The sequence below is a fragment of the Halomonas nitroreducens genome (assembly GCF_003966155.1).
GTDB lineage: Bacteria > Pseudomonadota > Gammaproteobacteria > Pseudomonadales > Halomonadaceae > Halomonas > Halomonas nitroreducens.
Genome location: NZ_RXNS01000002.1, coordinates 319,571 through 345,540 on the forward strand (window position 1 = coordinate 319,571; position 25,970 = coordinate 345,540).

At 68.4% G+C, this 25,970-nt stretch carries 29 protein-coding genes; 21 read left to right on the forward strand and 8 right to left on the reverse strand.

All coding sequences use genetic code 11. The features are described 5' to 3' along the window. Positions 1-13: 13 nt before the first annotated feature. The 4 genes from EKG36_RS03390 to EKG36_RS03405 all read right to left on the reverse strand — a co-directional run bounded on the left by EKG36_RS03390 (position 14) and on the right by EKG36_RS03405 (position 3,935). Positions 14-1,291, reverse strand: coding sequence for a TRAP transporter large permease (locus EKG36_RS03390; RefSeq protein WP_126481031.1), 1,278 nt, complete (start codon positions 1,289-1,291; stop codon positions 14-16). Next, a complete protein-coding gene (locus EKG36_RS03395; protein WP_126481033.1) occupies positions 1,288-1,833 on the reverse strand; it encodes a TRAP transporter small permease in 546 nt (181 codons plus the stop codon). Before EKG36_RS03395 ends, EKG36_RS03390 begins: the two co-directional genes overlap by 4 nt. Before the next feature lie 98 nt (positions 1,834-1,931). Further along, complete coding sequence (locus EKG36_RS03400) at positions 1,932-3,008, reverse strand: TRAP transporter substrate-binding protein (RefSeq protein WP_126481035.1); 1,077 nt, start codon at positions 3,006-3,008, stop codon at positions 1,932-1,934. A gap of 150 nt (positions 3,009-3,158) precedes the next feature. Then, positions 3,159-3,935, reverse strand: coding sequence for an AraC family transcriptional regulator (locus tag EKG36_RS03405; protein WP_126481037.1), 777 nt, complete (start codon positions 3,933-3,935; stop codon positions 3,159-3,161). 209 nt (positions 3,936-4,144) lie between these two features. On the opposite strand from EKG36_RS03405, the gene EKG36_RS03410 reads away from it, so the two are divergent. Further along, positions 4,145-5,251 (forward strand): pyridoxal phosphate-dependent aminotransferase, encoded by a 1,107-nt coding sequence (locus EKG36_RS03410; protein ID WP_126481039.1) that lies wholly within the window; start codon positions 4,145-4,147, stop codon positions 5,249-5,251. A gap of 71 nt (positions 5,252-5,322) precedes the next feature. Here EKG36_RS03410 and EKG36_RS03415 read toward each other — a convergent pair whose 3' ends face one another. Both EKG36_RS03415 and EKG36_RS03420 read right to left on the reverse strand, forming a co-directional pair. Further along, a complete protein-coding gene (locus EKG36_RS03415) occupies positions 5,323-5,637 on the reverse strand; it encodes a hypothetical protein (protein WP_126481041.1) in 315 nt (104 codons plus the stop codon). A 38-nt stretch (positions 5,638-5,675) separates the two neighbouring features. Then, entirely contained in the window at positions 5,676-5,873 is a 198-nt protein-coding gene (locus EKG36_RS03420) for a hypothetical protein (protein WP_126481043.1), read from the reverse strand. Between the two features lie 321 nt (positions 5,874-6,194). Between EKG36_RS03420 and EKG36_RS03425 the strand changes: the two genes are divergently transcribed. Next, positions 6,195-6,785: a VOC family protein gene (locus tag EKG36_RS03425; protein ID WP_126481045.1), complete on the forward strand. Its 591-nt coding sequence runs from the start codon at positions 6,195-6,197 to the stop codon at positions 6,783-6,785. Between the two features lie 134 nt (positions 6,786-6,919). On the opposite strand, the gene EKG36_RS03430 is transcribed toward EKG36_RS03425, so the two are convergent. Beyond that, on the reverse strand, positions 6,920-7,525 hold the full coding sequence (locus EKG36_RS03430; RefSeq protein ID WP_126481047.1) for a hypothetical protein: 606 nt from the start codon (positions 7,523-7,525) through the stop codon (positions 6,920-6,922). Positions 7,526-7,703: 178 nt separating this feature from the next. On the opposite strand from EKG36_RS03430, the gene EKG36_RS03435 reads away from it, so the two are divergent. The 11 genes from EKG36_RS03435 (at position 7,704) to EKG36_RS03485 (ending at position 17,718) form a co-directional block, all read left to right on the forward strand. Further along, complete coding sequence (locus EKG36_RS03435; RefSeq protein ID WP_126481049.1) at positions 7,704-8,369, forward strand: YoaK family protein; 666 nt, start codon at positions 7,704-7,706, stop codon at positions 8,367-8,369. A 170-nt stretch (positions 8,370-8,539) separates the two neighbouring features. Further along, the gene (locus EKG36_RS03440) at positions 8,540-9,715 is read left to right on the forward strand and encodes a zinc-binding dehydrogenase (RefSeq protein ID WP_126481051.1); all 1,176 of its coding nucleotides are present in this window, start codon (positions 8,540-8,542) and stop codon (positions 9,713-9,715) included. Then, positions 9,712-10,767 carry a proline racemase family protein gene (locus EKG36_RS03445; protein ID WP_126481053.1) on the forward strand — a complete coding sequence of 352 codons (1,056 nt, stop codon included), beginning with the start codon at positions 9,712-9,714 and terminating at the stop codon, positions 10,765-10,767. The genes EKG36_RS03440 and EKG36_RS03445 overlap by 4 nt, the downstream gene beginning before the upstream one ends. 158 nt (positions 10,768-10,925) lie before the next feature. Beyond that, positions 10,926-11,432 carry an NYN domain-containing protein gene (locus EKG36_RS03450; RefSeq protein WP_126481055.1) on the forward strand — a complete coding sequence of 169 codons (507 nt, stop codon included), beginning with the start codon at positions 10,926-10,928 and terminating at the stop codon, positions 11,430-11,432. 92 nt (positions 11,433-11,524) lie between these two features. Continuing rightward, entirely contained in the window at positions 11,525-12,628 is a 1,104-nt protein-coding gene (locus tag EKG36_RS03455) for a patatin-like phospholipase family protein (protein ID WP_126481057.1), read from the forward strand. 94 nt (positions 12,629-12,722) lie between these two features. After that, positions 12,723-13,187: a cupin domain-containing protein gene (locus EKG36_RS03460; RefSeq protein WP_126481059.1), complete on the forward strand. Its 465-nt coding sequence runs from the start codon at positions 12,723-12,725 to the stop codon at positions 13,185-13,187. Between the two features lie 148 nt (positions 13,188-13,335). After that, positions 13,336-13,518, forward strand: coding sequence for a hypothetical protein (locus EKG36_RS03465; protein WP_126481061.1), 183 nt, complete (start codon positions 13,336-13,338; stop codon positions 13,516-13,518). Positions 13,519-13,604: 86 nt separating this feature from the next. Then, a complete protein-coding gene (locus EKG36_RS03470; protein WP_126481063.1) occupies positions 13,605-14,129 on the forward strand; it encodes a (2Fe-2S)-binding protein in 525 nt (174 codons plus the stop codon). Continuing rightward, positions 14,126-15,124 (forward strand): FAD binding domain-containing protein, encoded by a 999-nt coding sequence (locus EKG36_RS03475; RefSeq protein WP_126481065.1) that lies wholly within the window; start codon positions 14,126-14,128, stop codon positions 15,122-15,124. The genes EKG36_RS03470 and EKG36_RS03475 overlap by 4 nt, the downstream gene beginning before the upstream one ends. After that, positions 15,121-17,334 (forward strand): xanthine dehydrogenase family protein molybdopterin-binding subunit, encoded by a 2,214-nt coding sequence (locus EKG36_RS03480; RefSeq protein ID WP_126481067.1) that lies wholly within the window; start codon positions 15,121-15,123, stop codon positions 17,332-17,334. The genes EKG36_RS03475 and EKG36_RS03480 overlap by 4 nt, the downstream gene beginning before the upstream one ends. A 102-nt stretch (positions 17,335-17,436) precedes the next feature. After that, entirely contained in the window at positions 17,437-17,718 is a 282-nt protein-coding gene (locus EKG36_RS03485) for a DUF503 domain-containing protein (RefSeq protein WP_126481069.1), read from the forward strand. A gap of 33 nt (positions 17,719-17,751) precedes the next feature. Here the strand turns inward: EKG36_RS03485 and EKG36_RS03490 are convergent, their stop codons facing one another. Further along, a complete protein-coding gene (locus EKG36_RS03490; RefSeq protein ID WP_126481071.1) occupies positions 17,752-18,648 on the reverse strand; it encodes an AraC family transcriptional regulator in 897 nt (298 codons plus the stop codon). 186 nt (positions 18,649-18,834) lie between these two features. On the opposite strand from EKG36_RS03490, the gene EKG36_RS03495 reads away from it, so the two are divergent. From EKG36_RS03495 to EKG36_RS03525, 8 genes are all read left to right on the forward strand, one after another. Beyond that, positions 18,835-19,896 (forward strand): NAD(P)-dependent alcohol dehydrogenase, encoded by a 1,062-nt coding sequence (locus tag EKG36_RS03495; protein WP_126481073.1) that lies wholly within the window; start codon positions 18,835-18,837, stop codon positions 19,894-19,896. A gap of 153 nt (positions 19,897-20,049) precedes the next feature. Continuing rightward, positions 20,050-21,048 carry an NADP-dependent oxidoreductase gene (locus EKG36_RS03500; RefSeq protein WP_126481075.1) on the forward strand — a complete coding sequence of 333 codons (999 nt, stop codon included), beginning with the start codon at positions 20,050-20,052 and terminating at the stop codon, positions 21,046-21,048. Then, positions 21,045-21,671, forward strand: coding sequence for a nucleotidyltransferase family protein (locus tag EKG36_RS03505; protein WP_126481077.1), 627 nt, complete (start codon positions 21,045-21,047; stop codon positions 21,669-21,671). The genes EKG36_RS03500 and EKG36_RS03505 overlap by 4 nt, the downstream gene beginning before the upstream one ends. A 99-nt stretch (positions 21,672-21,770) precedes the next feature. Beyond that, positions 21,771-22,241 (forward strand): (2Fe-2S)-binding protein, encoded by a 471-nt coding sequence (locus EKG36_RS03510; RefSeq protein ID WP_126481079.1) that lies wholly within the window; start codon positions 21,771-21,773, stop codon positions 22,239-22,241. Further along, complete coding sequence (locus EKG36_RS20680; protein ID WP_246007420.1) at positions 22,241-23,035, forward strand: molybdopterin cofactor-binding domain-containing protein; 795 nt, start codon at positions 22,241-22,243, stop codon at positions 23,033-23,035. The genes EKG36_RS03510 and EKG36_RS20680 overlap by 1 nt, the downstream gene beginning before the upstream one ends. A 23-nt stretch (positions 23,036-23,058) precedes the next feature. Then, on the forward strand, positions 23,059-24,498 hold the full coding sequence (locus EKG36_RS20685) for a xanthine dehydrogenase family protein molybdopterin-binding subunit (protein WP_246007421.1): 1,440 nt from the start codon (positions 23,059-23,061) through the stop codon (positions 24,496-24,498). Positions 24,499-24,500: 2 nt separating this feature from the next. After that, positions 24,501-25,463, forward strand: a complete 963-nt coding sequence (locus EKG36_RS03520; protein ID WP_126481081.1) for an XdhC family protein — start codon at positions 24,501-24,503, stop codon at positions 25,461-25,463. Between the two features lie 55 nt (positions 25,464-25,518). Further along, on the forward strand, positions 25,519-25,947 hold the full coding sequence (locus EKG36_RS03525) for a GNAT family N-acetyltransferase (RefSeq protein ID WP_126481083.1): 429 nt from the start codon (positions 25,519-25,521) through the stop codon (positions 25,945-25,947). Positions 25,948-25,970: the final 23 nt, after the last annotated feature.

Genomic DNA, 25,970 nt, shown 5'->3' on the forward strand with positions numbered 1-25,970 from the left:
TTGCAGCGAGCTCTCAGTCGAGCAGTGAGGGGATCCAGGTGGAGAGCGTCGGGAAGGCCGCCAGCATGACCACCACCGCGATGAAGGCGCAGTAGAACGGCAGCGAGGCGACAATGGCCCGCTCGTAGGGCACCTCGGCGATGCGCGCCGCCGTCATCAGCGTCATGCCCACCGGCGGCGTCACGTTGGCGATGTTCAGGGTCACGATCATCACGATGGCGAAGTGCAGCGGGTCGAAGCCCAGCGAGACCATGGCCGGGACCACCACCGGCCCGATCACCACCAGCGCGGGCAGCACGTCCATCACCGTCCCCAGCACGATCAGCAGCAGGCACACCAGCATGATCTGGACGAAGGGCACGTCGCTGATGGTGGTGATCACCGCGGCCGCCTCCCGGGCGATCCCTGAGCGCGTCACGAACCAGCCCAGCACCGCCGAGGTGGCCAGCAGGAAGAACACCACGCCGGAAAACTTCACGGTGGTGACCAGGGCCTGCCAGATCTTGTCCAGCGTCAGGTTACGATAGAACACCATGCCGATGAAGATGGCGTAGACCGCGGCAAAGCCGGAGGCCTCGGTGATGGTGGTCATCCCCGAGAGGATGCCGCCAAGGATGATCAGCGGGACCAGCATGGCCGGCAGCGCCGAGAGGAAGGCGAGGATGGCCACCCGGACCGGCGTGCCGCCCTGCTTGGGATAGCCACGCAGCCAGGCCAGCACGATGCTGGTCAGCAGCAGCGCCAGGGTCATCAGCACGCCGGGGATAATGCCCCCGGCGAAGAGGTCGATCACCGAGATGTCGCGCAGCAGGGTAGCGTAGACCACCATCACCACGCTGGGCGGGATGATCGGCCCGATGATCGACGAACAGGCGGTGATGGCCGCCGCGTACTCGGCATCGTAGCCCTGCTTCTTCATCTCGGGGATCATGATCTTGCCGATCGCCACGGTGTCGGTGATGGCCGCACCGGTCAGCCCGGCGAAGAACAGTGACACCGTCACGTTGACATGGGACAGGGCCCCGCGGATGCGCCCGAACAGGGCATTGTTGAAGGCGATGAGCTTCTGGGTCAGGCCGCCCTGATTCATCAGCTCGGCGGTGAAGATGAAGTACGGCACGGCGATCAGCATGTAGCCGGAGACCCCGGAGAACATGCGGTCGGCGATGATGCCGACCAGGCGCTCGCCGCCCAGGGCATAGACGCCGGCGACCCCGGAGATGGCCATGACCACGGCCACCGGGGCCCCGATCAGCAGCACGACGACGAAGGCGACGATGGCGGGAGTCATGAGCGGGGTTCCTCCTCGTGGCTGCCCAGCACCTCCTCGATCAACGCCGACTCGTCGGTGAAGTGCTCGAGCAGGCTGAAGCCATGCACCAGGTGCAGCAGGAAGATCACGCCGGAGAGGGGCACGGCGGCCGCCGTCCACTTGCGCGAGATCTGGATGTTGTCGGACACCATGTAGACCTGGGTGGCGTTCTGGAAGAAGTCCCAGCCGTACCAGATGACCAGCAGGGCGAAGCCGGCCATGACCACCAGGCTGAGGCCGGCGCACAGCTTGACCAGGGACTCGGGCAGCAGCCGCATGAGCAGGGTCATGGCCACGTGTTCCCCCGCATGCAAGGCGATGGTGGAAGACAGCAGCCCGATCCAGGGCAGGAAGAGCCGTGCCAGGGAGTAGGTCCAGCTCAGCGCATCGCCGGTGAACAGGGTGTAGAGGAAGCCCGTGAAGGAGATCGCCAGCATGCCGAGGATGCAGGCCACACAGAACACGATGGCGGCCTGGTTGACGACATCACTGAAGCGACGGGCCGGGGCAAGTAGGCGCATGGGCGATATCCGGGGAAGGCGTCGGGCAGACGGTGACGGCGCGGCGCCGGGGCAACTCGCCATGGGCTGCCCCGGCCACCGGCCCGCTCAACGCAGGCTCACTGGCCGTAGCGCTGGTAGGTTTCCTGGGGCAGCGTCTCGCGCAGCGACTGAACCTCGGCGAGCAGGTCATCGACCAGCTGGGCATCGGCCCCGAAATCCTCGACGATCCAGGTCTTCCAGGCCGGCCGGGCGATCTCGGCCATGCGCTGGCGCTCGTCGGTCGGCATGATGTAGCACTCCTCGAACAGCTCGCAGGACTTCTGCCAGCTGGCGGTGGCCAGCATCGCCGAGGCGCCGTGGCTCAGCTCCACCGCCTCGCGGGCCGCCGTGGTGACGATCCGCTGGTAGTCCTCGGGCAGCTCCTGGTACCAGGCCTCGCTCACCACCCAGGACGCGCTGTTGTAGACGTGTCCTGTCAGGGTGGTGTAATCGGTCACCTCGTCGAGGCCATAGGTGGTGTTGATCACCGGGGCGTTGAACTGACCATCGGCGAGGCCGGTCTCCAGGGCGGTGATCAGCTCGCCCCAGGGCAATGGCGTGGCCGAGGCGCCCAGGGCCTTCATGGTCGCCACGTGCGCCGGGTTCTCCTCGGTGCGGATGTTCAGGCCCTCGAGGTCCTCGACGGTCTTGATCAGGCGCTCGTTGTTGGTGAAGGCCACGAAGCCGCCGCCGTCGTCGAAGGTCCCCAGGTAGCGCATGTCGGCGGCCTCGATGGTGCCGGACATGAAGTCCGCGAACCACTCGCCGTCGAAGAAGGCCCAGGCCTGGCGCCAGTTGTCGAACAGGAAGGGCGCAGTGACGACCTGATAGTCCGGATAGAAGGATGACATGGCGCCGGAGGTCAGGATGCTCGACTGCAGCGCGCGCCCGCCGGCCTGTACCTGAGAGCCGGTCTCCACCTCGGAGCCCATCTGGCCGCCGCCGAAGATGGTCACGGCGAGGTCGCCCTCGGTCTGGGATTCCACCTGTTCCTTGAAGTGCACCAGTGCGGGATAGATGCTGTTGTTGGTCAGGTTTTCGGGGATCAGGGTGGCGATGGCCATCTCGTAGGACTGGGCCTGCACCTGGGTGCTGGCGATAGCCAGCGGCAACGCGGCCAGCGCTGCGAGGCGGGGAAGCGATGTGGCAGTCATGGGTTGCGACCTCGTTGTGGTTGTTATCGACCGGCTGCCGGCGCCCGAGGGGCCACCGACAACGCAAGGTACTGAACGTCAAGGTAGAACGCCTGGACGGGTCCTGCTTGCCCGGGACTGCGGGGCCCTTGCCCCAGACTCATGGCGGGATCAGTCCCGGCGTCGTTCCCGGGAGGGCGCAACGGCGAACTGGCGGCGATAGGCCCGGGAGAAGCTGCCCTGATCGCGGAAGCCCACCAGCGAGGCGATATGCCCGAGGCTCAGGCCACTGTGGTTGACCAGGGTCCGGGCGTGCTCGAGGCGGCGCTGCTGGACATAGGCCAGCGGCGTCATGCCCGTGCGCTCGCGGAAGCAGGCATGGAAATGGCCGACACTCAGGGCGCACAGTGCCGCCAGGCGATCGACACGGATCTCGTCGGCCAGGTGCCGGTCGATCCAGGCATTCAGGCGCGTCATGTCCAGCCGCCCGTCGCCGCTGGCCGGACTGGCGAGGCGATGCTCGTCCAGCGGCTGTGACTGCAGGTGCAGGTAGAGCGCCCGCAGCAACAGCGCGGCGATCTCGCTGTGCAAGGCCGGGCACAGCTCCAGTTGCTGCATCAGGCTGTCGGCCAGGCGATTGAGGCGGGACGGCACGCCGAAGAACCGCGGACGCTCGAAGAGCCGCTCGATCTCGCCGCCATCGCGAAGGCTGGGCAGGGTCGCGGCGGGGATATCGAGGACGAAGGTCCGGTTGCGCCCGTCGCCCTGGTACTCGTGATGCCGGGTGCAGGGGATCAGGCAGCCGCGACTGCCGGTGATGCGTTCGCCGTGCCCCTCGATGGACAGCTCGGTGGCCCCGCTGGTGGCCAGGATCAGCTGGTGGTGATCGTGGACATGGGCCACGTGTTCATGGGCGAGGGTGGTGGCGCGCAGGTCGAGATCGGACATGGAGCCCTGCCATGGCAAGCGACGAAGACGCTTTCCACCATAGGGCCGAGCCGCTGAAGAAAGCAAACCGGCGAGGCGAAGGCCCGTTGCGCGAGAGCCTGGCCATCCCTCGCGGCGCTGCCGGACCACTCCCCGCCCAACTGGCCGACCCGGCAGCTCTACCTGTAGCCTTCAGGGAAGCCCCATCCACCAGCGCCAGGAGAGACCCTATGCCGCGCTTCCCGCACCACCTCACCGCGCCCGGCCCCGACAACCCCTTTCCCGGCATCTGGGTGCTGCAGCGGCGCCTGGGACACGAGATCGCCCACCGCCTGGGCTCCAACGAGGGGCTCGACATGCCCCATGCCGCCCTGCGCGAGCACTTCGGCGACGCCATGACGGAGCACGTGTATTGCTATGGGGATGCCGAGGCCCTGGGCGTGCGCGAGCGCCTGGCCAGTCGGCATGGCTTCGCGGTGGACTCCCTGCTGGTGGATGCCGGCTGCGACAGCCTGCTGGCGCTGGCCCTGCGCACCGTCGCCCCGACCGGTACCACCGTGGTCAGTTCCGCCGGCACCTACCCCACCTTCGGCTACTTCGCCAGGGGCCAGGGCTGTCGCCTGGTGGAGGTCGACTACCGGGAGGACGCCCAGCAACTCGCCCCGGACCTCGACGCCCTGGTGCGCGCCGCCCACCAGGAGGACGCCCGCCTGGTGTACCTGGCCAACCCGGACAACCCCACCGGCCATGTCCACGACGAGGCCAGCGTCGAGCGTCTGCACGCGGAACTGCCCGAGGATTGCTGGCTGCTGCTGGACGAGGCCTACCATGACTTCCGCGACGACGCCGCGGCCCCGAGCTTCAGCCGGGCCCTGCCCGGGGTGATCCGGTGCCGCACGCTGTCCAAGGCGCTGGGGCTCGCGGGACTGCGGGTCGGCTATGCGATTGCCGAGCCCGACACCCTGGCGATGATGATGAAGGTGCGCATCCACTATGCCGTCTCCACCCTCAGCCTCGCCGCCGCCGAGGTGGTGCTGGATCATCCCGAGGAGATCGACGGCCACATCCGTGACGTCATCGCCCGACGGGAGCGGCTGGCCCGGCATTTCCGCGAGCTCGGCGCCGACGTGCTGCCGAGCGCCACCAATTTCATCGGCATTCGCCTGGCCAGCGCGGACCTGGCCAAGCGCGTGCATGCCGACCTGTTGCGGGAAGGCAAGCTGATCGCCCGCCCCGCCCATCCATCACTGGGCCATGTGCTGCGCATCACCGCCGTGGAGGATGCCCTGGTGCCGGGCCGGCTGGGGGAACTGGAAGCGGCCCTGCAGGAGAGCTAGCGTGGCAGAGGTCACGCCGAAGGCCGGCGCCGGCGGTTCCCTGGCCGTTCGCCCCTGCGCCCCGTCCCCCGTCAGCAACGCCCCTGCTTGGCCTGCCCGGGAGGACAGAAGCGGGAACGCTGGCGGTCCCGATCCCGGTAATCATGCCGGTCACGGTAGCGCCGGCCATCGTAGTGACGCTCGCGGTCGCGGCCATAGTAGTCCCAGTGGTCATCGTGATCGTCATCGTAGTGATCATGGCGGCGATGATACCCGCCATGGTGGCCATCGATCTCGATCAGCGGCTCGCTTTTGACACGTGCCGGGGTATAGCTGCAGCCCGCCAGGACCAGGGCCGCCGCCAGCAGCATCGTCGGCCCCACGACTCTGGATCTGAAGGTGTTCATGGCCCTCTCCCAGTCCGTTCTCGATCGAGCCTGCCGGATCAGCAGCGCCCCTTCATTGCCTGGCCGGGGGGGCAGAAGCCACCGCCGTGGCGATGACGGTCATGGTCGTGGCCGTCATGGTGATCGCCGAACTCGATCAACGGCTCGGAACTGATCCGCGCCGGGGTGTAGCTGCACCCCGCCAGCAAGGTGGCGGCGATCAGCAGGCTCGAGAGCAGCAGGGTTCGACAAGTCATAATGGCTCCGGATAGAGAATGGTTGATCGCCATTCTAGCGAACGGATGCCGGCTGCCCCATGTGGCACGGCAGCGACGCCACTGTCGCCTGAAGGCGACAGCCTCCGACAAGCCGGGGTGGCCACCCTGCGACACCTGTCACATGACAGCTGTAACGCCGCCGCGCCCTGGCCACCGGCCTTCAACGCGAACTTCCCTCGCTTCCCATGCCAGAACAACCACTTGCCGATTTAACCTGCTCCTGGGCTTGGTTGGCACGGCGCTTGCGAGCTCCTGGACGGTGACCCGGGTCACCGTCAACAACAACACAGGAGACGCACCATGGCGCCACTCGCCAAACGAACCCTCGCCGCCCTGCTGATCACGGCCACCAGCCAGGCCGCCCTCGCCGCCCTGCCCGGCATGCGCGGCCCCCAGCACTTCGGCTTCACCGTCCCGGACCGCCAGGCCGCCGTGGACTTCTTCGTCGACGTGATCGGCTGCCAGGCCTTCTTCACCATCGGGCCCTTCGGTCCCTTCGAGGACGACTGGATGGTGGTGAACCTGGATGTCCACCCGGAGGCCACCATCCCCGCCGCCCATCTGGTGCGCTGCGGGGATGGCACCAACCTGGAGATCTTCGAGTACACCGCGCCGGACCAGCGCACGGAGCAACCCCGCAACAGCGACATCGGCGGCCACCATATCGCCTTCTATGTCGACGACATGGACCAGGCCGTGGCCTACCTGAAGGAGCACGATGTAGAGGTCCTCGGCAAGCCCCACACCTTTACCGAGGGCCCGATGGAAGGCCTGACCTGGGTCTACTTCATGGCGCCCTGGGGCATGCAGCTCGAGCTGGTCAGCGTGCCCTACGGCACCATGGGCTACGAGGAGGAACATCGCGGCCGTCTTTGGGACCCGCGTCACTGAGGGGCATGCGCACTCCCAAGCGGCGGCACCGTCGGGTGCCGCCGCCCGCCTTTGCCCAGCCGATGGGTCTCCCTCCACGTTGATTGGCATGCCAGCATCAGCGTCTGATCTCACTTCCCGCGGTCCGTCGAGGCTCAAGACCCGCGAGTCAGCAGCCGTGCAATCAGCAGCAGGGCGCCGACCACCAGGCCCCAGTCGAGGACGACACCGAGATACAGCCCACCGAAGAGGCCATAGCTGAGGCCCAGTCCGCTCACCATACCGGACCATAACCGCGAGCCCAGACCGTCCTCCAGCAACGTGACCCCGATGACGATCGCCAGCGTGGGACAAGGCACCAGCCCGGTGGGTGCCGCATACAGGTAGGCCAGTGGCGAGGCTGCCTCCAGAAAATGCGGATAGCCCCAGCCGAACCCGATCACCAGCAGCCCGGCCATGCGAGTCCATCGAGGCCCCGGGGCAACACGCTCCGCCGGCAGCCGCCGGGCGCACGCCGCCAGGGCCAGGGCCCCGACCAGAAAGACCACCCCATTGAAGGGATTGGCCTCGCCCCATGCCAGGACACTGACGCAGAGCAAGGGCAGCGTCAGCAGGGCGGCAGTATGGCGCCGGCTCGGCCGCCGTGCGAACCACAGGGCCAGCAGCAGCAGCGCGAAGTAGACATGCCAGACCATCGCCAGCAGGGTCCAGCGGTTGGCAATGGCATGCAGCCCGTCAAGGATCTGATCCGGTGTCGGCATAGCCCCATGCTCGATTGATAAGCTATCCCCGCGACGATGAGCCACCTACCGGACCCCATCGTCCACATGGTTAAATCCCTCGATGTGCCCGGATGGCTACAGTGTACGACGGGCTCGACAGGCTGGCCGGGGCCGGGGCCGGCGCCACTTCGCCCCGCTGATTGGGTAAGGAACTGCGGTGATCTCCAAGCTGCCAAGATGGGTCGAATATGGCGCCTTCGTCCTGGCGTTCACGGCAGGATGCGTCAATGCCGTGGGCCTGCTGGGCTTCGAGCACCAGGCGATATCCCACCTCTCCGGCACGGCCACCCTGCTCGGATCGGGACTCTCCCTCGGCCAACTGTCCACGTCCTTTCACCTGGCGGCGATCCTGATCAGCTTCCTGATCGGGGCGGCCCTGTCGGGCCTGCTGCTGCCGGGCAGCTCCCTGAAGCTGGGGCGTCACTACGAGACACTGCTGGCCATCGAGGGAGCCTTGCTGCTGGCGGCCACCCTGGTGCTGGAAGGCGGGTCTTTCCTCGGTCATTACATCGCCTCGATGGCCTGCGGGGTGCAGAATGCCCTGGCCACGACCTACAGCGGCGCGGTAGTCCGCACAACCCATCTCACCGGCATCATCACCGATCTCGGCCTCATCCTGGGCCGCGCCCTGCGGGGACGCCCCTTCGATCGGCGCAGGGCCTCGCTCTTCCTGACCATCGTCGCAGGCTTCCTCGGCGGCGGGGCCTTCGGGGCCTTCCTGTTCGCCTGGCTCCACTTCCTGGCGCTGACGATTCCCGCCGGCATCTGCTTCAGCCTGGCGCTGGGCTATCGTCTCTACAGCCGGCAGCGGACCACCGGCTGAGCCTGTTCGTCCATTCGAGAGCGACCCACGGGCATCCCCAGGCCCCGGCTCGAATACCGAAAAAACCCCCAGCCTTGCGCGGCCAAATCGAAAAAAACCGCGGATGGTGTGTCCCCGCGAGTTTGTTATCGTCAGCGCTCGAACCCACCGCCAATGCCAGGAGGTAGCCAATGGGCGCCGAGACCCTGCCGGAAACCGTTCCCGCCACCATGTCGGCCATGCTGCTGACCGGCCATGGCGACGTGGACAAGCTGGTCTATGACACGCACGTCCCCACCCCGCGCCCCGCCGCCGGCGAAGTGCTGGTCCGGGTAACGGCCACGGCGAAGAACAATACCGATCGCAAGGCGCGCGAGGGCCTCTACCCGACCAAGGACAAGGGCGAGGTAACGTCCTTCGCCATGGGCGGATCGCCGACGCTGACCTTCCCGCGCATCCAGGGCGCCGACGTGGTCGGCCGCGTGGTGGCCGTGGGCGAGGGCGTCGCGAGCTCGCGAATCGGCGAGCGCGGCCTGCTCGACTTCAACCTCTACGCTGACGAGCGTCGCGACATCAACCTGACCCCCGACTACTACGGCCATGGCGCCGATGGCGGCTTCGCCGAGTATATCGCCGTGCCCTCGGACCAGTTCCACACCGTGGCCAACCCCGAACTGGCCGATGCCGAACTGGCGGCCATGGGCATGTGCTCCTACCAGACCGCTTATCATATGATGACCGCGGCCCGGGTCCGCCATGGCGAGCGGGTGCTGGTCACCGGTGCCAGCGGCGGCGTGGGCACGGCACTGATCCAGCTGTGCCGCATCGTCGGGGCGGTGCCCTACGCCCTCAGCCAGCCGGACAAGGCCGACGCCCTGCTCGCACTGGGCGCGGAGGCAGTACTCGACCGCAATGACATGACGGCCTTCACCGAGCAGGTCAAGGCCGTCACCGGTGGCGCGCCCATCGACGCGGTGATGGACCTGGTCGGCGGTGAGATGACCGACCGCTTCATCGACACCATGATCTTCGACATGAACAGCCGACGCAGCTACCCGCGCCTGTCCATCGCCGGCGCCAGCGGCGGCAACGTCAGCGAGATCATGTGGACCCGCATCTACCTCTACCAGGTGCAGATATTCGGCGTTTCCCACGGCACCCGGGAAGAAGCCGAGCAGCTCGTCCACTGGATTCGCGATGGCCAGCTCAAGCCGGTGCTGCATGCGGCCTTCAGGCTCTCCGAGCTGCACGAGGCCGAACGCTACTTCGTCAACCGCAGCAGCAACTACCTGGGCAAGATCGTGATTGTCCCGGACGCCCAATGGCAGGAACACGGCGCGCCCTATGCGCTCGAGGGAACGAAATGAGCAAGGAAGAACTGAAGATTCGTCTGATGGACACCCATGCCGGCGGCGATGTCAGCCGCATCGTGCTGGGCGGCATCGACCCGCTGCCCGGTGCCACGGTGCGCGAGCAGATGCATTACCTGCGCGACGATGCCGACGGCCTGCGCAAGCTGCTGCTCGACGAGCCCTATGGCATCCCCGAGATGTCGGTGGACCTTATCGTGCCGGCCACCGATCCCGAGGCCGAGGTCGGCTACATCATCATGGAGGTGATGGGCTATCCCATCTATTCCGGCTCCAATACCATCTGCACCGCCACGGCGGTGTTGGAGGCCGGCCTGGTGCCCAAGCAGGAGGGACAGCAGCGCTTCATCCTGGAATCGCCGGCGGGCCAGGTGCACATCGAGGCCAAGGTCGTCGACAACGTGGTGGAAGCCATCACCTGCGAGGGCCTACCCAGCTACATCGACACCTATCGAGCCAGTATCCACGTGCCGACGATCGGCGACGTTACCTATAGCGTGGCCTACAGCGGCGGCTTCTATGCCCTGGTGGAGGCGGCCGAGCTGGGCTTCTCGCTGGTGCGCGAGGAGGAGCGCGCCCTGGCCGACTGCGCGCACAAGATCGTCGAGGCCCTGCAGGCCGAGCGCGGCTTCTCCCACTATACCCTGGGCGACGTGGGCCCCCTGCCCTTCCTGCACTTCATGGGACCGGTGGACCAGATCTCCGATCACTTCTACCGCTCGCGGTCGACCACCTACGTGCATCCCGGGGTGATCTGCCGCAGCACCACCGGCACCGGCACCTCGGCACGCCTGGCGCTGATGAACTACGAGGGGCGCCTCAAGGCCGGTGACAAGCTCGAGACCGTCTCGCTGCGCGAGACCGGCTTCATTGGCGAGATCACCGACACCCGCCAGGAGGGCACCCACCAGGTGGTGGAGAACACCATCACCGGCAAGGCCTATGTGCTGGCCCACTCCGATGTGGTCATCAACCTGGAGGATCCGCTGGTGGATGACGGCAGCCTGCACCATATCCTCACCGACAGCCATCGCGGTCCCGGCGACTGAGCCTCGCCCCTCTCGATGGCCCGGGTCGCCCCGGGCCATCGCGCGCCGTCCCCCCGGGTCGACTCGATGCGCCGCGGCGCATCGAGTCGACCCGGGGCCCTGCCTCCGGCAAGATGCGCTACCGCCAGGCTGTCTGGCGCCTCGTCAGGAGCTCCACCATGCCCAACGTCCTTCTCCTGCTGGATGTCCAGAACCTCTACTACACCAGCCGACACGCCTATCGGCGCAACGTCGACTACAACGCCCTCTGGGCCCGAGCCACCGAGGACCGGCGGGTGGTCAAGGCCATCGCCTATGCCATCGACCGGGGCGACGAAAAACAGCGCCAGTTCCAGAACATCCTCCGGGCCATCGGCTTCGAGGTGAAGCTCAAGCCGTTCATCCAGCGTGCCGACGGCTCGGCCAAGGGCGACTGGGACGTGGGCATCACCCTGGATGCCATGGAGTACGCCGGCGAGGTCGACGTGGTGGTGCTGGCCTCGGGGGATGGCGACTTCGCCCTGCTGGCCGACCGCCTGCGCGAGAAGTTCGGCGTCGAAGTGGAAGTCTACGGCGTACCCGCCCTCACCGCCGACGCCCTGGTCCGGTCGGCCAGCCGCTTCGTGCCCATCGAGGGCGAGCTGCTGCTGGGTCCGGCTGGCCGCGGCCAATCGAAGGAGGCCTGACGCGCCACGTCGCCCCGCCCGTCGCGGGCAGACAGCCAGTGACCGGACCGCCTACATTGCAGTGCAGCACCGACAGGACATCAGGAGCAGGCATGGCGAAGGATGAACCCAAGCGCATCGACCTGGCACTGCAGGGCGGCGGCTCGCACGGGGCCCTGACCTGGGGCGTGCTCGACCGCTTTCTGGAAGACGAGCGACTGGAGATCGACGGCATCAGCGGGACCAGCGCCGGGGCCATGAACGCCGTGGTACTGGCCGATGGCCTCTACAGGAACGGGCGCGACGGCGCTCGACAGGCCCTGCGTTGCTTCTGGAAGGCGGTCAGCGAGGCAGCTCGCTTCTCGCCCATCCAGCGCACCTTCTGGGACCGGCTGGTGGGCAATGACGGCCTGGACCATTCGCCCAGCTACCTGTTCTTCGAGGGGCTCACCCAGCTGATCGCCCCGGCAAGGCTCAATCCGCTGGGCCTCAACCCCCTGCGCGATCTGGTCGAACGGCAGATCGACTTCGACTGCGTCAACGCCTGCGCCCGGGTCAAGGTCTTCGTCACCGCCACCAATGTGCGCACCGGCCGCGCGAAGATCTTTCGCCAGCCCGAGCTCTCGGTGGACACCGTGATGGCCTCGGCCTGCCTGCCCTCCCTCTTCCCCGCCGTGGAAATCGACGGCGAGGCCTACTGGGACGGTGGCTACAGCGGCAACCCCGCCCTCTATCCGCTGGTCAATAACCAGGGCTGCCGCGATCTCGTGGTGGTGCAGGTCAATCCGCTGATCCGCCGAAAGCTGCCCGGCAGCGCCCGGGAGATCATCAATCGGGTCGACGAGATCACCTTCAACTCGAGCCTGATCAAGGAACTGCGCAGCATCCAGCTGCTGCAGCAGCTGATCGAGACCGAGGGGTTGGCACTCGAGCGCTTCCGGAGCATGCGCCTGCACCTGATTCATGCCGAACAGGACATCGAGGAGCTCAGCGCCTCGAGCAAGATGAATGCCGAGTGGGGCTTCCTCACCCGACTGCACGACCAGGGCCGTGCCTGGGCCGACGCCTGGCTGGAGACCCACTTCGCGGCCCTGGGTCACCACTCGACCTTCGACCTCGATGCGGTCTTCGAGGACACCTTCACCCCGCTCTCGGCGGTCAAGGGGATGGCCGGCGGCGAAGACAGTGCAAGCGACGGCCAGTCGAACGGCCAGTGACTGGCAAGCGACGGGGCCAGGACCAGGGTTTCCTTCCACCATCGCCGCCGGCCTCCATCCCGGCCACCGGGCGGCATCTGCAGGAGCAAGGCGGATGGCCATGTATCTGTCAGCCAAGGAGATCGACGCCCTGGCGGGCGTGACCAAGCAACACTTTCTCAACCCCCGAGCGATCCGCCTCAACAAGTCGCTGGGGGATGCCGTCGGGCTCAAGCACCTCGGCGTGCACCTGATCCACGTGGCCCCCGGGCATTACTCCACCGAGTATCATGCCCACCTCTACGAGGAGGAATGCCTCTACATCCTGGCGGGTCGGGGGCTCGCCACCCTGGGCGATCACCCACAGGCCGTCGGCCCCGGCGACTTCATCGGCTGCCCGACCAACGGCGTGGCCCATGACCTCTACAACGATGGCGACGCCCCCCTCACCTGCCTGGTGATCGGCCAGCGTCTCGACCAGGACGTGTCGGACTACCCGCGGCAGGGCAAGCGCCTCTACCGCAACAGCGGTGAATGGAACCTCGTCGATCATGCGGCCATCGAGACCCTGGAGCGATGACGGCGCGCCAGCCCATGCTCGGCCACTCCGTCGCGTCGAGACACCCACGCGGTGATGAACCGGAGCCATTGGGACACCATCTGCCGAAAGCCGGCCCGCGGACGAGATCAGCTGGTACCAGCCGCATCTGGCGCCCTCGCTGCGACGGGTGGAGGTCGAGGCCGCGGCGCCGGCGCGGAATGCCGTCATCATCGAGGTGGGCGGCGGTGGAGTCAGCCTGGTCGACGACCTGCTCGCCCGGGGCTATCGCGACCTCACCGTCCCGAACCTCTTCCCCGCCGCGCTCGAGGTAACCAGGCGCCGCCTTGTCGCTCCCGACAACCTCACCTAGCTTGAAAGTCATTCGCCTTGCCCGGCGGCAAGGCTATACGGTGTCGTCACCGAGCCCGACGTGCCGTTACCCGCTGTGGAGCCGGCATGATGGAGTCTACTGTGCATCCCCCCGAGGCGACCGTCACCGTTCGCCTGACCCTCAACGGCATCCCGGTCACTGTCGGGGTCTCCCCCAACGCCATCCTGCTCGACGTGCTGCGCGAGCAACTCGGGCTGACCGGCCCCAAGAAGGGCTGCGATCACGGCCAGTGCGGGGCCTGCACGGTGCACGTCGATGGGCGAGCGATGAACGCCTGCCTGCGCCTGGCCGTGATGTGCGAGGGCCAGGCCATCATCACCATCGAGGGGCTGGCCGGGGCGGGCCACCTGCATCCGGTCCAGCAGGCCTTCCTCGACCACGACGCCTTCCAGTGCGGCTACTGCAGTCCGGGGCAGATCATGTCCGCCGTGGCGCTGCTCGAGGATCGCCGAATCGCCGGCGATGTCGCCACGGTGCGCGAGGCGATGAGCGGCAACCTCTGCCGCTGTGGCGCCTACCAGAACATCCTCGCGGCGATCCAGGACGCCCGCCTGCGCCTGCACGGTCAGGAGGGAGGGGACAAGACATGAGGACCTTCGCCTTCGCCCGGGCCGACAGCGTCGCGCGCGCGGTGGCAAGCCGCCAGGGCGAGCCGGCCAGCGCCTTCGTGGCCGGCGGCACCACCCTGCTCGACCTGGTCAAGCTCGATGTCATGCGTCCGTCCCGGATCATCGATATCAACGCCCTGCCGTTGAAGGGCATTGAACGCCTCCACGACGACCGCCTGCGCATCGGCGCCCTGGTGACCAATACCGACCTCGCCTACCATCCGGACGTGCTCGCGGATCATCCCCTGCTGTCCCAGGCGATCCTGGCCGGCGCCTCGAGCCAGGTACGCAACATGGCCACCACCGGCGGCAACCTCATGCAGCGTACCCGCTGCCCCTACTTCCGCGACGCGGCCGCGGCCTGCAACAAGCGAGCGCCGGGCAGCGGCTGCGACGCCCGGCACGGCGTCAACCGCATGCATGCCGTGCTCGGCGGCAGCAGCGAGTGTGTGGCGGTGCATCCCTCCGACATGTGCGTGGCCCTGGCCGCCATCGGCGCCACCGTCACCCTGCACGGCCCCCACGGCGAGCGCGAGATCGAGTTCGCCGACTTCCACCGCCTGCCCGGCACCACGCCCCATCTCGAACACGCCCTCGATGGCGAGTTGATCGTCGCCGTCACCCTGCCGCCCCCGCTCAAGCCCCTGGGCACGGCCTACGTCAAGCTGCGCGATCGCGCCTGCTTTGAATTCGCCCTGGCATCCGCGGGGGCCATGCTGTCGCTGGACGAGGGCCTGATCGGCGAGGTGCGCCTGGCGCTGGGCGGGGTGGCCACCAAGCCCTGGCACTGCCGCGAGGCCGAGGCGCTGCTGGCGGGGAAACGGGCCGAGACCGGAGCCTTCGAGGCGGCGGCGGACCTCGCCCTGGCCGATGCCCGGCCACTCTCCCACAACGCCTTCAAGATTCCGCTGGCCCGCCAGGCCATCGTGCGGGCGCTGCGCGATGCCGCCTGCGCCGCCAGGGAGAACGACACATGAGCGACATCACCGAGCCCCGCGTCATCGGCCGGCGCACGCCGCGCATCGATGGCGTAGCCAAGCTGACCGGCCGCGCCGACTATACCGTCGACCATCGCCTCGAGGGCATGCTCCATGGCTATCCCGTGCCGGCGAGCATCGCCCACGGCACGCTCGAATCGCTGACGCTCGATGCCGCCCGCGCCATGCCCGGCGTGGTGGACATCCTCCACCACGGGCACTTTCCCGACCTGCATCGCTCGCCCAACAGCATGCGCCAGGGCAACGCGGTCAGCGAGGTTCGCCTGCCCTTCGAGGACGACCGGATCCATTATCATGGCCAGTACATCGCCCTGGTGATCGCGGAGACCTTCGCCCAGGCCCGGGCCGCGGCCTTCCGCGTGGAAGCTCGCTATCACCGGGATGCGGGGGTCATGACCGGGCTGGCGGCGAGCGACGACGAGGGCGAAGAGGTCCGCCACTACACACGGGGCGAGCCCGAGCTCGCCTTCGGCATCGCCCCGGTGATCCTCGATGAGACCTACACCATGGCCGCGGAGAGCCATCTGCAACTGGAATCGCATGCCACCCTGGCCGAGTGGCACGAGGCGGACCAGCGCCTGATCGTCCACGAGTCCACCCAGGGCGTCTTCTACCAGCGCAACGCCCTGGCACGCATCTTCGACCTGCCGGAAGAGCGGGTCGAGGTGATCTCGCACTACATCGGCTCGGGATTCGGCAACAAGCTGTTCATGTGGCCACATGCCGTGGCCACCGCCGCGGCCGCGCGGATGCTGGGCCGGCCGGTCAAGACGGTGCTACCCCGCCAGCAGGACATGATGACCACTGGCCACCGCCCCGCCTCGCGCCAGCGCATCCGCCTCGGCGCCGAGCTCGATGGCAGCCTGGCCTCGATCCAGCACGACAGCCTCACCGAGACCTCGACCGTCGACCGCTACGTGGATGCCTGCGGGGGCGCCACGCCCAGCGCCTATGCCTGCGACAGCGTCGCAACCCACCAGCGCATCCTGCCGGTCCATCACGGCACCCCCTGTCCGATGCGGGCGCCGGGGGAAGTGTCCGGCGTGTTCGCGCTGGAAAGCGCCATGGACGAATTGGCCCTGGCCCTCGACATGGACCCGCTGGCCCTGCGCCTGAAGAACTACGCGCACCAGGACCCGCAACGCGGCCTGCCGTGGTCGAGCAAGCACCTCGACCGCTGCCTGGAAAGCGCGGCCGAGCGGTTCGGCTGGACCGCGCGCGACCCCGGGCTGGGCGCCATGCGCGACGGCGACGAAGTCATCGGCCAGGGGATGGCCGCGGCCACCTGGTTCGCCGGCCGCCAACCCTGTGCGGCGGAAGTGGAGCTGCGCGCCGATGGATCGGTGGTCGCCGCCTGCGGCACCCAGGACATCGGCACCGGCACCTACACCATCGTCGCCCAGACGGTGGCCGAACTCACCGGCGTGCCGATCGAGCGCGTCGAGGTCCGGCTGGGCGAGACCCACCTCCCCGCCGGCCCGCTCTCCGGCGGATCGATGACCACCGCCTCAACGCTGCCGGCGGTCGCCGCCGCGGTACACGACGCCCTAACGGCGCTGAAGGCGAGGGCGACCGAGCCGGGAGGCAGCTTCGCGGGCCTCGCCGCTGATTCCCTGGGAGTCGAGTCGGGCGCCCTGGTGGCCGATGGCCGACGGGCTGACTTCGCCGAGATCCTCGCGCGCCACCGCCTCACCGCTATCACCGGCGAGGGCAGCGCCGCGCCGGGCGACGAGCGCCGGGAATACAGCTTCCGCTCCTTCGGCGCCCACTTCGTCGAGGTGCGCTGGGACCCGGGCATTTCCCGGCTACGGGTGGCCAGGGTGGTCAGCAGCATCGATATCGGCCGGGCCATCAACCCCGTCGCCGCACGCAACCAGGTGGAAGGCGCGATCGTGATGGGCATCGGCATGGCACTGCTCGAGAAGCTCGACTACGACCCGCGCGACGCCCGGCTGATCAACGCCAATGCCTCCGACTACCGGATACCGGTACATGCCGACATGCCCGAGATCGACGTCGAGCTTCTCGATCATCCCGACTTCCGCTTCAACGAGTTCGGCGCCCGGGGCATCGGCGAGATCGGTCTGACCGGGATCGCGCCGGCGATCGCCAACGCCGTCCACCACGCCACCGGCAAGCGCCTGCGCAACCTCCCGATCACCGTGGAACAGCTGGTGGAGGGGAACTAGCCCGGGGCCCGCTCCTGACGCTTTACGGTCATCGTGGGATCACCGACGCTTGCCCTGCGGGGTCCCCAGACCGAGCAGATGATACGACGCAGCGGGTGACTCATGCGCATCGGCATCCTGACCCTCACGATCTCCCTGCCCGGCTGTGGCTCCCTCAAGGAGAAACGCCAGCGCATGGGCGGGATGCACCAACGCTATGGCCGCAATCCCTCGGTGGCGGTATGCGAGAGTGCCGAGCGCGACAACCTCGATACCAGCCAGTGGACCTTCGTGGTAACGGGCCACTCGCTGCCGGAGGTCGAGTCGCTGTGTAGCGAGATCGAGGACAGGGTACAGCGCAGCGTGGACGGTCGAGTCATCGAGACGGCCCGCGAGATCCTGTGACGGCGACCGGACGATGCCTGGACACGCCCCCACTCACAACGCCTGCTTCGCTCGCTCCTCCTGGCGATGCTGCAGCGGCGAGGTGCCAAAATAGCGCTTATAGTCGCGGCTGAACTGCGAGACGCTGCGATAGCCCACTGTTTCGGCGGCCTGGTTCACGTTGCTGCTGTCCTGGACGAGCAGCTGCTGGGCCTTGATCAGGCGCAGCCGCTTCAGGTACTGCAGCGGCGAGGCCTGGGCGACCGCCTTGAAGTGCTGGTGGAAGGTCGACGGGCTCATGTTGGCCTGGCGCGCCAGCGCCTCCACCGAAACCTCTTCGGCATAGCGGGCATGCAGCCGCGACAGCACCTGGACGATCCGGGAATAGTGCCCCCGGTGCAGGACCAGGGCACGTAATGCCGGCCCCTGCTGCCCCTTCAGCGCCTCGAACACCACGTCTCGCACCCGCGATTCGCCCATGGCGGCGGTCTCGGTGAGGTCCTGCAGCGTTCGCAGCAGCCGCACCACCGCCCCCTGCATGCCCCCGGTCATCGACACCGAGGCCATGGGCACGGGCGCCGCGTCCTCATCCTCGGGCCGCTCGCCCATGGCCGTCACCAGTTCCCCCAGCAGCGCCGGATCCAAGCGTATCGACACGCCCAGCAGTGGCGACTCGAGGGAGGCATGGGTCTCGCACTCGAAGGGCAACGGCAGTGTCTGTACCAGATACTGGCCGGGCCCGTAGTGGATCTCGCGGTCGCCGAGATAGCCGATCTTGTGCCCCTGGGCGACGATGATCAGGCTGGGGTCGTACATCAGCGGCGTGCGCGCGCAGGGGCGTTGCGCCGCCACCAGCGACACCTCCTTGAGCGGCGTCGGGGTATAGCCGTCGCCCTCGACCAGGGGCGCCATCAGCTCGACCAGGGCCTCGGCCGGGGAATATGCAGTCATCCTGGCTCCATGACGCAGGGTAAGACGATTATGACAATTTCTGCCGCCTCGATGTCGAGCGAAGTCCGGCTATCGGAGAAACGTGCAAAAAACCCGGAGGAACCTGGGTCCTCAGCGAGCTCTCCTCTCCGCATAATGCCTGCAACCTCGCCCCCGAGGTAACACCGATCGAGAGGAGAACCCTCCATGAGTGAGACGCGTGCCTATGCGGCCCACGCGGCCCACGCGGCCGACCAGCCGCTGGCCCCCTTCAGCTTCGAACGTCGCCGGCCGCGCCCGGACGACGTCGCCATCGAGATCCTCTATTGCGGCGTCTGCCACAGCGACCTGCACTTCGCCCGCGACGACTGGGGCATGACCCGCTTCCCCATCGTGCCCGGCCACGAGATCGTCGGCCGCATCACCGCGGTGGGCGACGAGGTGAGCCGCTTCCGGGTCGGCGACCTGGTCGGCGTCGGCTGCATGGTCGACTCCTGCCGCCACTGCCAGTCCTGCCGCGATGGCGTCGAGCAGTTCTGCCTCGAGGGCTTCACCATGACCTACGGCAGCGACGATCGCCAGGACGGCAGCTTCACCCAGGGCGGCTACTCGGATGCCATCGTGGTCAGCGAGCACTTCGTGCTGCGCATGCCCGAGGGCATCGACCTCGCCTCCGCCGCCCCCATCCTGTGCGCCGGCATCACCACCTATTCGCCGCTCAGGCACTACGGCGTCAGGACCGGCCACAAGATCGGGGTGGTCGGCATGGGCGGATTGGGCCATATGGGCGTCAAGCTGGCCAAGGCGCTGGGCGCCGAGGTGACCGTCTTCACCCGCTCCGAGGCCAAGGTAGAGGAAGCGCGACGCCACGGCGCCGATCACGTAGTGGTCTCCAGCGACCCGGACCAGATGGAAGCGGTGGCCGAGACCTTCGATTTCATGCTCGACACCGTGCCGGTCCAGCACGACCTCAACCCCTACCTGGCGGCCCTGAAGTACGACGGCACCCATATCCTGGTCGGCCTGCTCGATCCCATCGAACCCGCCATTGAGGGCGTCAACCTGGTGTTCAAGCGCCGGATGCTGGCCGGCTCACTGATCGGCGGCATCGAGGAGACCCAGGAGCTGCTCGACTTCTGCGCCGAGCACGATATCCGCTGCGACATCGAGACGATCGACATCCAGGACATCAACACCGCCTTCGAGCGCATGGAGCAAGGCGACGTACGCTACCGCTTCGTCATCGACATGGCCTCGCTCAAGGCCTGACGACCTTCCCACCGGCCGCCCCACCACGTCGGCCGGCCCCGCCGAGTGCACGCCAATCAGGACCGATTGGCGTGACATCACCCCGATGCCCTAGCCTGGGATCACAGTCGGTATCCGCGCACACCACGGCATCATTGGAAAGGGAGACACCCGATGCAAGCAAGCTACTTCACCATCAACGATCATCCCCAGGGCACGCCGGCTCGAGAGCTGTTCGAGCTGCACCAGGCCGAGCTGCCCGAACTGGCGGACGGCGAGGTGCGCGTGCGCAACACCTGGCTCTCGGTGGACCCCTATATGCGCGGCCGCATGAGCGGCGTGACCACCTACATCGAGCCCTTTGCACTGCACGCCCCCCTGGAAGGGGCCGCCATCGGCGAGGTCATCCAGTCCCGCGATACAGCCTTTCCGGTAGGCACCAAGGTGCGTCACATGGCCGGCTGGCGCGACCTCGCCCAGCTGCCCGGCAACCAGCTCGAGCCCCTTCCCGATTTCAAGGTGCCTGAACAGGCCTACCTGGGCGTGCTGGGCATGCCCGGCATGACCGCCTGGACCGGCCTCAACCGCATCGCCGGAATGAAGGAAGGCGACAACGTGCTGGTCAGCGGTGCTGCAGGTGCGGTGGGCTCGCTGGCCGTGCAGCTGGCCAGGGCCAAGGGTGGCACCGTGGTCGGCATCGCCGGCTCCCGGGAAAAGCTCGACTGGCTCGAGTCCCGGGGCATCAAGGCAGTCGGCTACAAGGGCAAGGATGCCGCCGAGCTCACCGAGGCCTTGCAAGCGGCCTGTCCAGAGGGCTTCGACGTCTACTACGAGAACGTCGGCGGGGTGTGCCTGGAGGCGGCCCTGAACACCCTCAGGGTCGGCGCCCGCATCGCCGTGTGCGGCATGATCGCCCGCTACAACGAGGCCACGCCCAGCCCCGGCCCCGGCAACCTGGCGATGATCCTGATCCGCCGTGCCCGCATGGAAGGCTTCATCGTCTTCGATCACTGGGCCCATTACCCGCAGTTCCTCGAGGAAGTCGGTCCCCAGGTCGAGAGCGGGCGGCTCGACTACGAGGAAACCGTGGAGGATGGCCTGGAACGCACGCCCGATGCCTTCCTCAAGCTCTTCGCGGGCGCCAACCGCGGCAAGATGCTGGTCCGGCTATGAGCCCGCGTGGCCGGGGCGAGGCCCGTGACGTGGTAGCGGTCATCCTGGCCGCCGGGGCGTCACGGCGCTTCGGCGCCGGGGACAAGCGCCTGGCCCGGCTACCCACGGGCCAGCCCCTGCTCGCCGCCGCGGTGGCCAACGCCGCGGCCGCCTTCTCCCGGCTGCGGGTGGTGATCCGCGACGGCGACGACCCCGCCGTCCTGGGACTGGCAGCGGACACCCCCGTCATCCGGGCGCCTCATGCCCACGACGGGCTCGGCGCCAGCCTCGCCGATGCCTTCGCCACCCTGGGCAATGCCCCGGACCTGGTGGATAGCGTGGCTGCGGCAGTGCTGCTGGCCGATATGCCGAGTCTGTCGCCCGAAACGCTGGGGCAGCTGCAGGCCCATGCCACGCGAGCGCGCATCGTGCGCCCCCGGCAGGGGGGCCGGCCGGGGCATCCGGTACTCTTCGGCCGCGATTTCTGGGGCGAACTGAGTGCCCTCCATGGCGACGAGGGCGCGCGCGGCGTCATTGCCCGCCACCGCGCTCATTCCCTCGAACTCGAGGTGGACGATCCCGGCATCCATCTCGATATCGACGTAGTTGAGGACCTGACCGCCTTGCGGCCCCGCCAGTCCTGAGTCCGGCGTTCTTCTTGGGCCTGGCCCACGCCCGCCCATCCCCTGGGAGCACAACTACACTGCCCCGAGTAAGCGTCCCCAATGACGAGGAGAGCGACCGTGACGACCCTGATCCTCAACGGGCAAACCCACGAGGTGGATGCCCCGGATGACATGCCCCTGCTGTGGGCGATCCGCGATCTCGTCGGCTACACCGGCACCAAGTATGGCTGCGGCAAGGGGCTGTGCGGCGCCTGCACCGTGCACCTGGACGGCCAGCCGACCCGCAGTTGTATCACGCCCATCGCCGCCGTGGGGGATCGGCGGGTCACCACCATCGAGGCCATCGGCGACGACCCGGCCGGGGCCAGCGTGCAGCGGGCCTGGCGCGCGCTCGACGTGGTCCAGTGCGGCTACTGCCAGTCGGGCCAGATCATGGCGGCCGCTGCCCTGCTGCGCGACAACCCGTCGCCGGACGACGCCGCCATCGACGGCGCCATGCGCGGCAACCTCTGCCGCTGCGCCACCTATGTACGCATTCGCGCCGCCATCCACGCGGCAGCGGAATCGCTGGGCCAGGAGGTGTCCTGATGCACGTATTGGCGAATCGGCAGCATGACATGGCCCCCACGACGCAACAGCGGCTGGTGAATGTCAGTCGCCGCGGCTTCATGAAGGGCTCCGCCGGCCTCGCCCTGGGCCTCTACCTGTCGCCCCTGCTGGGCCGCGGCGGAGGGGCCGGGGCAGCCGAAGAGAATGGCGAATTCGCCCCCAACGCCTTCGTGCGCGTCACGCCGGACGGCGAGGTGGTGGTGATCGCCAAGCACATCGAGATGGGTCAGGGCACCTACACCGGACTGGCGACCCTGGTCGCCGAGGAACTTGACGCCGACTGGGAGTCGGTTCGCGTCGAGGGCGCCCCGGCCGACACCGAGCGCTACAAGAACCTGGCGTTCGGCATCCAGGGCACCGGCGGCAGCACCTCCATCGCCAACTCCTTCGAGCAGATGCGCCGGGCCGGCGCCACGGCACGGGCCATGCTGGTGGCGGCCGCCGCCGAGCGTCTCGAGGTCTCCCCCGGCAGCCTGACCGTGCGCGAGAGCCGTGTCATCCACGAGGCCTCGGGACGCGAACTGGACTTCGGGGAACTGGCCGACGCCGCCGCCGGCCAGGCGATGCCCGAGGACATCACGCTGAAAGCCCCCGAGCGGTTCACGCTGATCGGCAAGCAGCGCCTGCCCCGCCAGGACAGCCCCGCCAAGTCCGACGGCAGCGCCCGTTTCACGCAGGACGTGCAGCTGGACGGGATGCTGGTCGCCGTGCCGGCGCCCCCCCCCCGCGCTTCGGCAGCCGACTGGTCAGCGTCGACGACGCCGAGGCACTGAAAGTGCCGGGCGTGGTGGCCAGCGTGCGCTTCGCCTCTCCGACCCGTGGTGGTGACCTGGTCGCGGTGCTGGCAAGCAACACCTGGGCCGCCATGCAGGGCCGCGACGCCCTGGCCCTCGAGTGGGACGACGGCCAGGCGTTCACCATGAGCAGCGACGAGATCGAGTCCGCCTATCGCGCGCTGGCCGGCACGCCCGGCCGGCCGGTCACCCAGCGCGGCGACGCCGCCGCGAGGCTGGATGAGGCCGCCCAGGTCATCGAGGCCGACTATGTGGTGCCCTACCTGGCCCACGCGGCCATGGAGCCGCTCAACTGCGTGGTGGACCTGCAGGACGACCACTGCACCATCCACAACGGCGAGCAGTGGCAGACCCTGGACCAGCAGCTGGTGGGCGAGTTGCTCGGCCTGGCCCCGGAGCAGATCACCATCCACCAGCTCTATGCCGGAGGCAGCTTCGGACGGCGCGCCAACCCGGTAAGCGACTATGTGCTGGAGGCGGCGGCGATCGCCAGGGCCGCCCGCGCCCAGGGCCGGGGCGCACCGATCAAGATGGTCTGGAGCCGCGAGGACGACACCCGAGGCGGCCACTATCGCCCCCTCAACGTCCATCGCGCCCGGCTCGGCCTGGACGAGGCCGGCAAGCCCGTGGCCTGGCAGCAGCGCATCGTCGGCCAGTCGATCCTCACCGGCACCGCACTGGAGTCGATGGTCAAGGACGGCATCGACCCCACCTCGGTCGAGGGAATCGCCGACCTGCCCTACGCCGTGCCGGCGCTGAACGTCGAGCTGCACTCGCCGAGCGACATCGGCGTGCCGGTGCAGTGGTGGCGTTCCGTGGGTCACACCCACACGGCCTTCTCCACCGAGAGCCTGATCGACGAGGCCGCCGTGGCCGCGGGCCAGGACCCCTATCGCTACCGCCGTGAGCTGCTCGCCGAGCACCCGCGCTGGCGAGGGGTACTGGACCTGGCCGCCGAGCAGGCCGGCTGGACGTCGGATCTCGCCCCGGGAGGCGAGGGCGTGAAGCGCGGCCGCGGCATCGCCATCCACCAGTCGTTCAGCAGCTATGTCGCCCAAGTGGCCGAGGTGTCGGTCGATGCCGAGAACCGCCTCAAGGTCGAGCGCGTGGTCTGCGCACTCGACTGCGGGGTGGCCGTCAACCCGGACGTGATCCGCGCCCAGATGGAAGGCGGCATCGGCTTCGCCCTGGCAGCCGCCCTGCACAGCGAGATCACCCTCGATGGGGGCCAGGTGGTGCAGTCCAACTTCAATGACTTCCAGGTGTTGCGCCTCGACGAGATGCCCCGGATCGAGGTGCATATCGTGGCCTCCGGCGAGCCCCCGACCGGCGTCGGCGAACCCGGCGTTCCGCCGCTCGCCCCGGCGGTGACCAATGCCATCCACGCCGCCACCGGCCGACGCATCCGCCGGCTGCCCATCGGCGACCAGCTCGGGGCCTGACCATGCGTGCCCTGGATCTGGAAGTGGTCGAGACCGCCCAGCGCTGGCACGCCGCCGGCCACGATCTCTGGTGGTGCACGGTGCTGTCGACCTTCGGCTCCGCGCCCCGCGAGCCGGGCGCCCTGCTGGTCGCCCGGGCGGACGGCCGACACATCGGCTCCCTGTCGGGGGGCTGCGTGGAGGAGGACTTCCTGGCACGCCTGTCCGTCGGGGCCTTCAGGGCCCCGGTCCAGGTCGTCGCCTACGGGGCGGGCCTCGATACGATCGACGCCAGAGGAGTCAGCCTGCCCTGTGGCGGTCGTCTCGAGGTGCTGGTGGAACACTGGCCCGTCGACCGGCGGGCGGCCGGCGAGCTGGAGTCGTATGCCGCGGCGCTGCGGGGCGGAACCCTGCAGGAGCGTCGCGTGACGCTCGACACCGGTTTCAGCCAGTGGACGACGGCCGATGCTCTGGGCCCACGCGTGGAACTCCTCGCCCGGGAGGCGAGGATTCGCGTCGGCCCGGCAGCGCGGCTGTTGATCGCCGGTATCTCGCCGGTCAGCCAGTACTGTGCGCAGTTCGCCCAGTCGCTCGGCTTCGAGGTGGTGGTCTGTGATCCCCGTGACGAGGCCTGGGCCGACTTCGTCCCCGGCGACGCCCGCTGCCGGCGTGAGCTGCCCAGCGAGTACCTAAAGCGTCACCCCGCCCACGCGATGACCGCGGTCGTGGCCCTGACCCACGACCCTCGCCTGGATGACCTGACCATGCTCGAGGCCGTCCGCGGCGAGGCCTTCTATGTTGGCGTCATGGGCTCCAGGCGCACCTCGGCAAACCGCGCCGAGCGGCTTCGGCGCAGCGGCGGCCTGGACGACGAGGCGCTGGGGCGCATCCGCATGCCGATCGGCCTGGATCTGGGCAGCAAGACGCCGGCGGAGATCGCCCTGGCGACCATGGCCGATGTGGTCCGGGTCATGCGCGGGCGCTAAGCTCGTCAGGCAAATGACCCTCGTCGCGTTGCGCCGGGAGGAGCCTGATGCCGTCATGAACCGGATCATCCGCCCCGAGACCGCCTCGGACGCCCCTGCCATCATGCCCCTGGTAGCCCTGGTAGCCCTGGTGGCCGAGGAGGATGGCGTTCTGGTCGGCCATGTGGCCCTCTCCCCCATGCCCCTCTTGGCTGGCAGCCACGGCTGGTATGGCATGGGGCCGCTGGCGGTGATCCCCTCTCGCCAGGGGCAGGGCATCGGCTCGCGGCTGGTGGAGGCGGCGCTGGCGAAGTTGCGCGAGCTCGGAGCCCGGGGCTGCATGCTGGTGGGGGAGCCACGCGACTCTGGCCGCTTCGGCTTCCGACCGATGCCCAGCCTGGTACTGCCCGGGGTCCCGACCGAGGTCTTCCAGGCCCTGTCCTTCCAGGAGGCCGTGCCCCAGGCCAGAGTGAGCTCCCATGCGGCGTGCGATGTCCAATATTGAGACCCTGCCGGATCGGGCGCCCG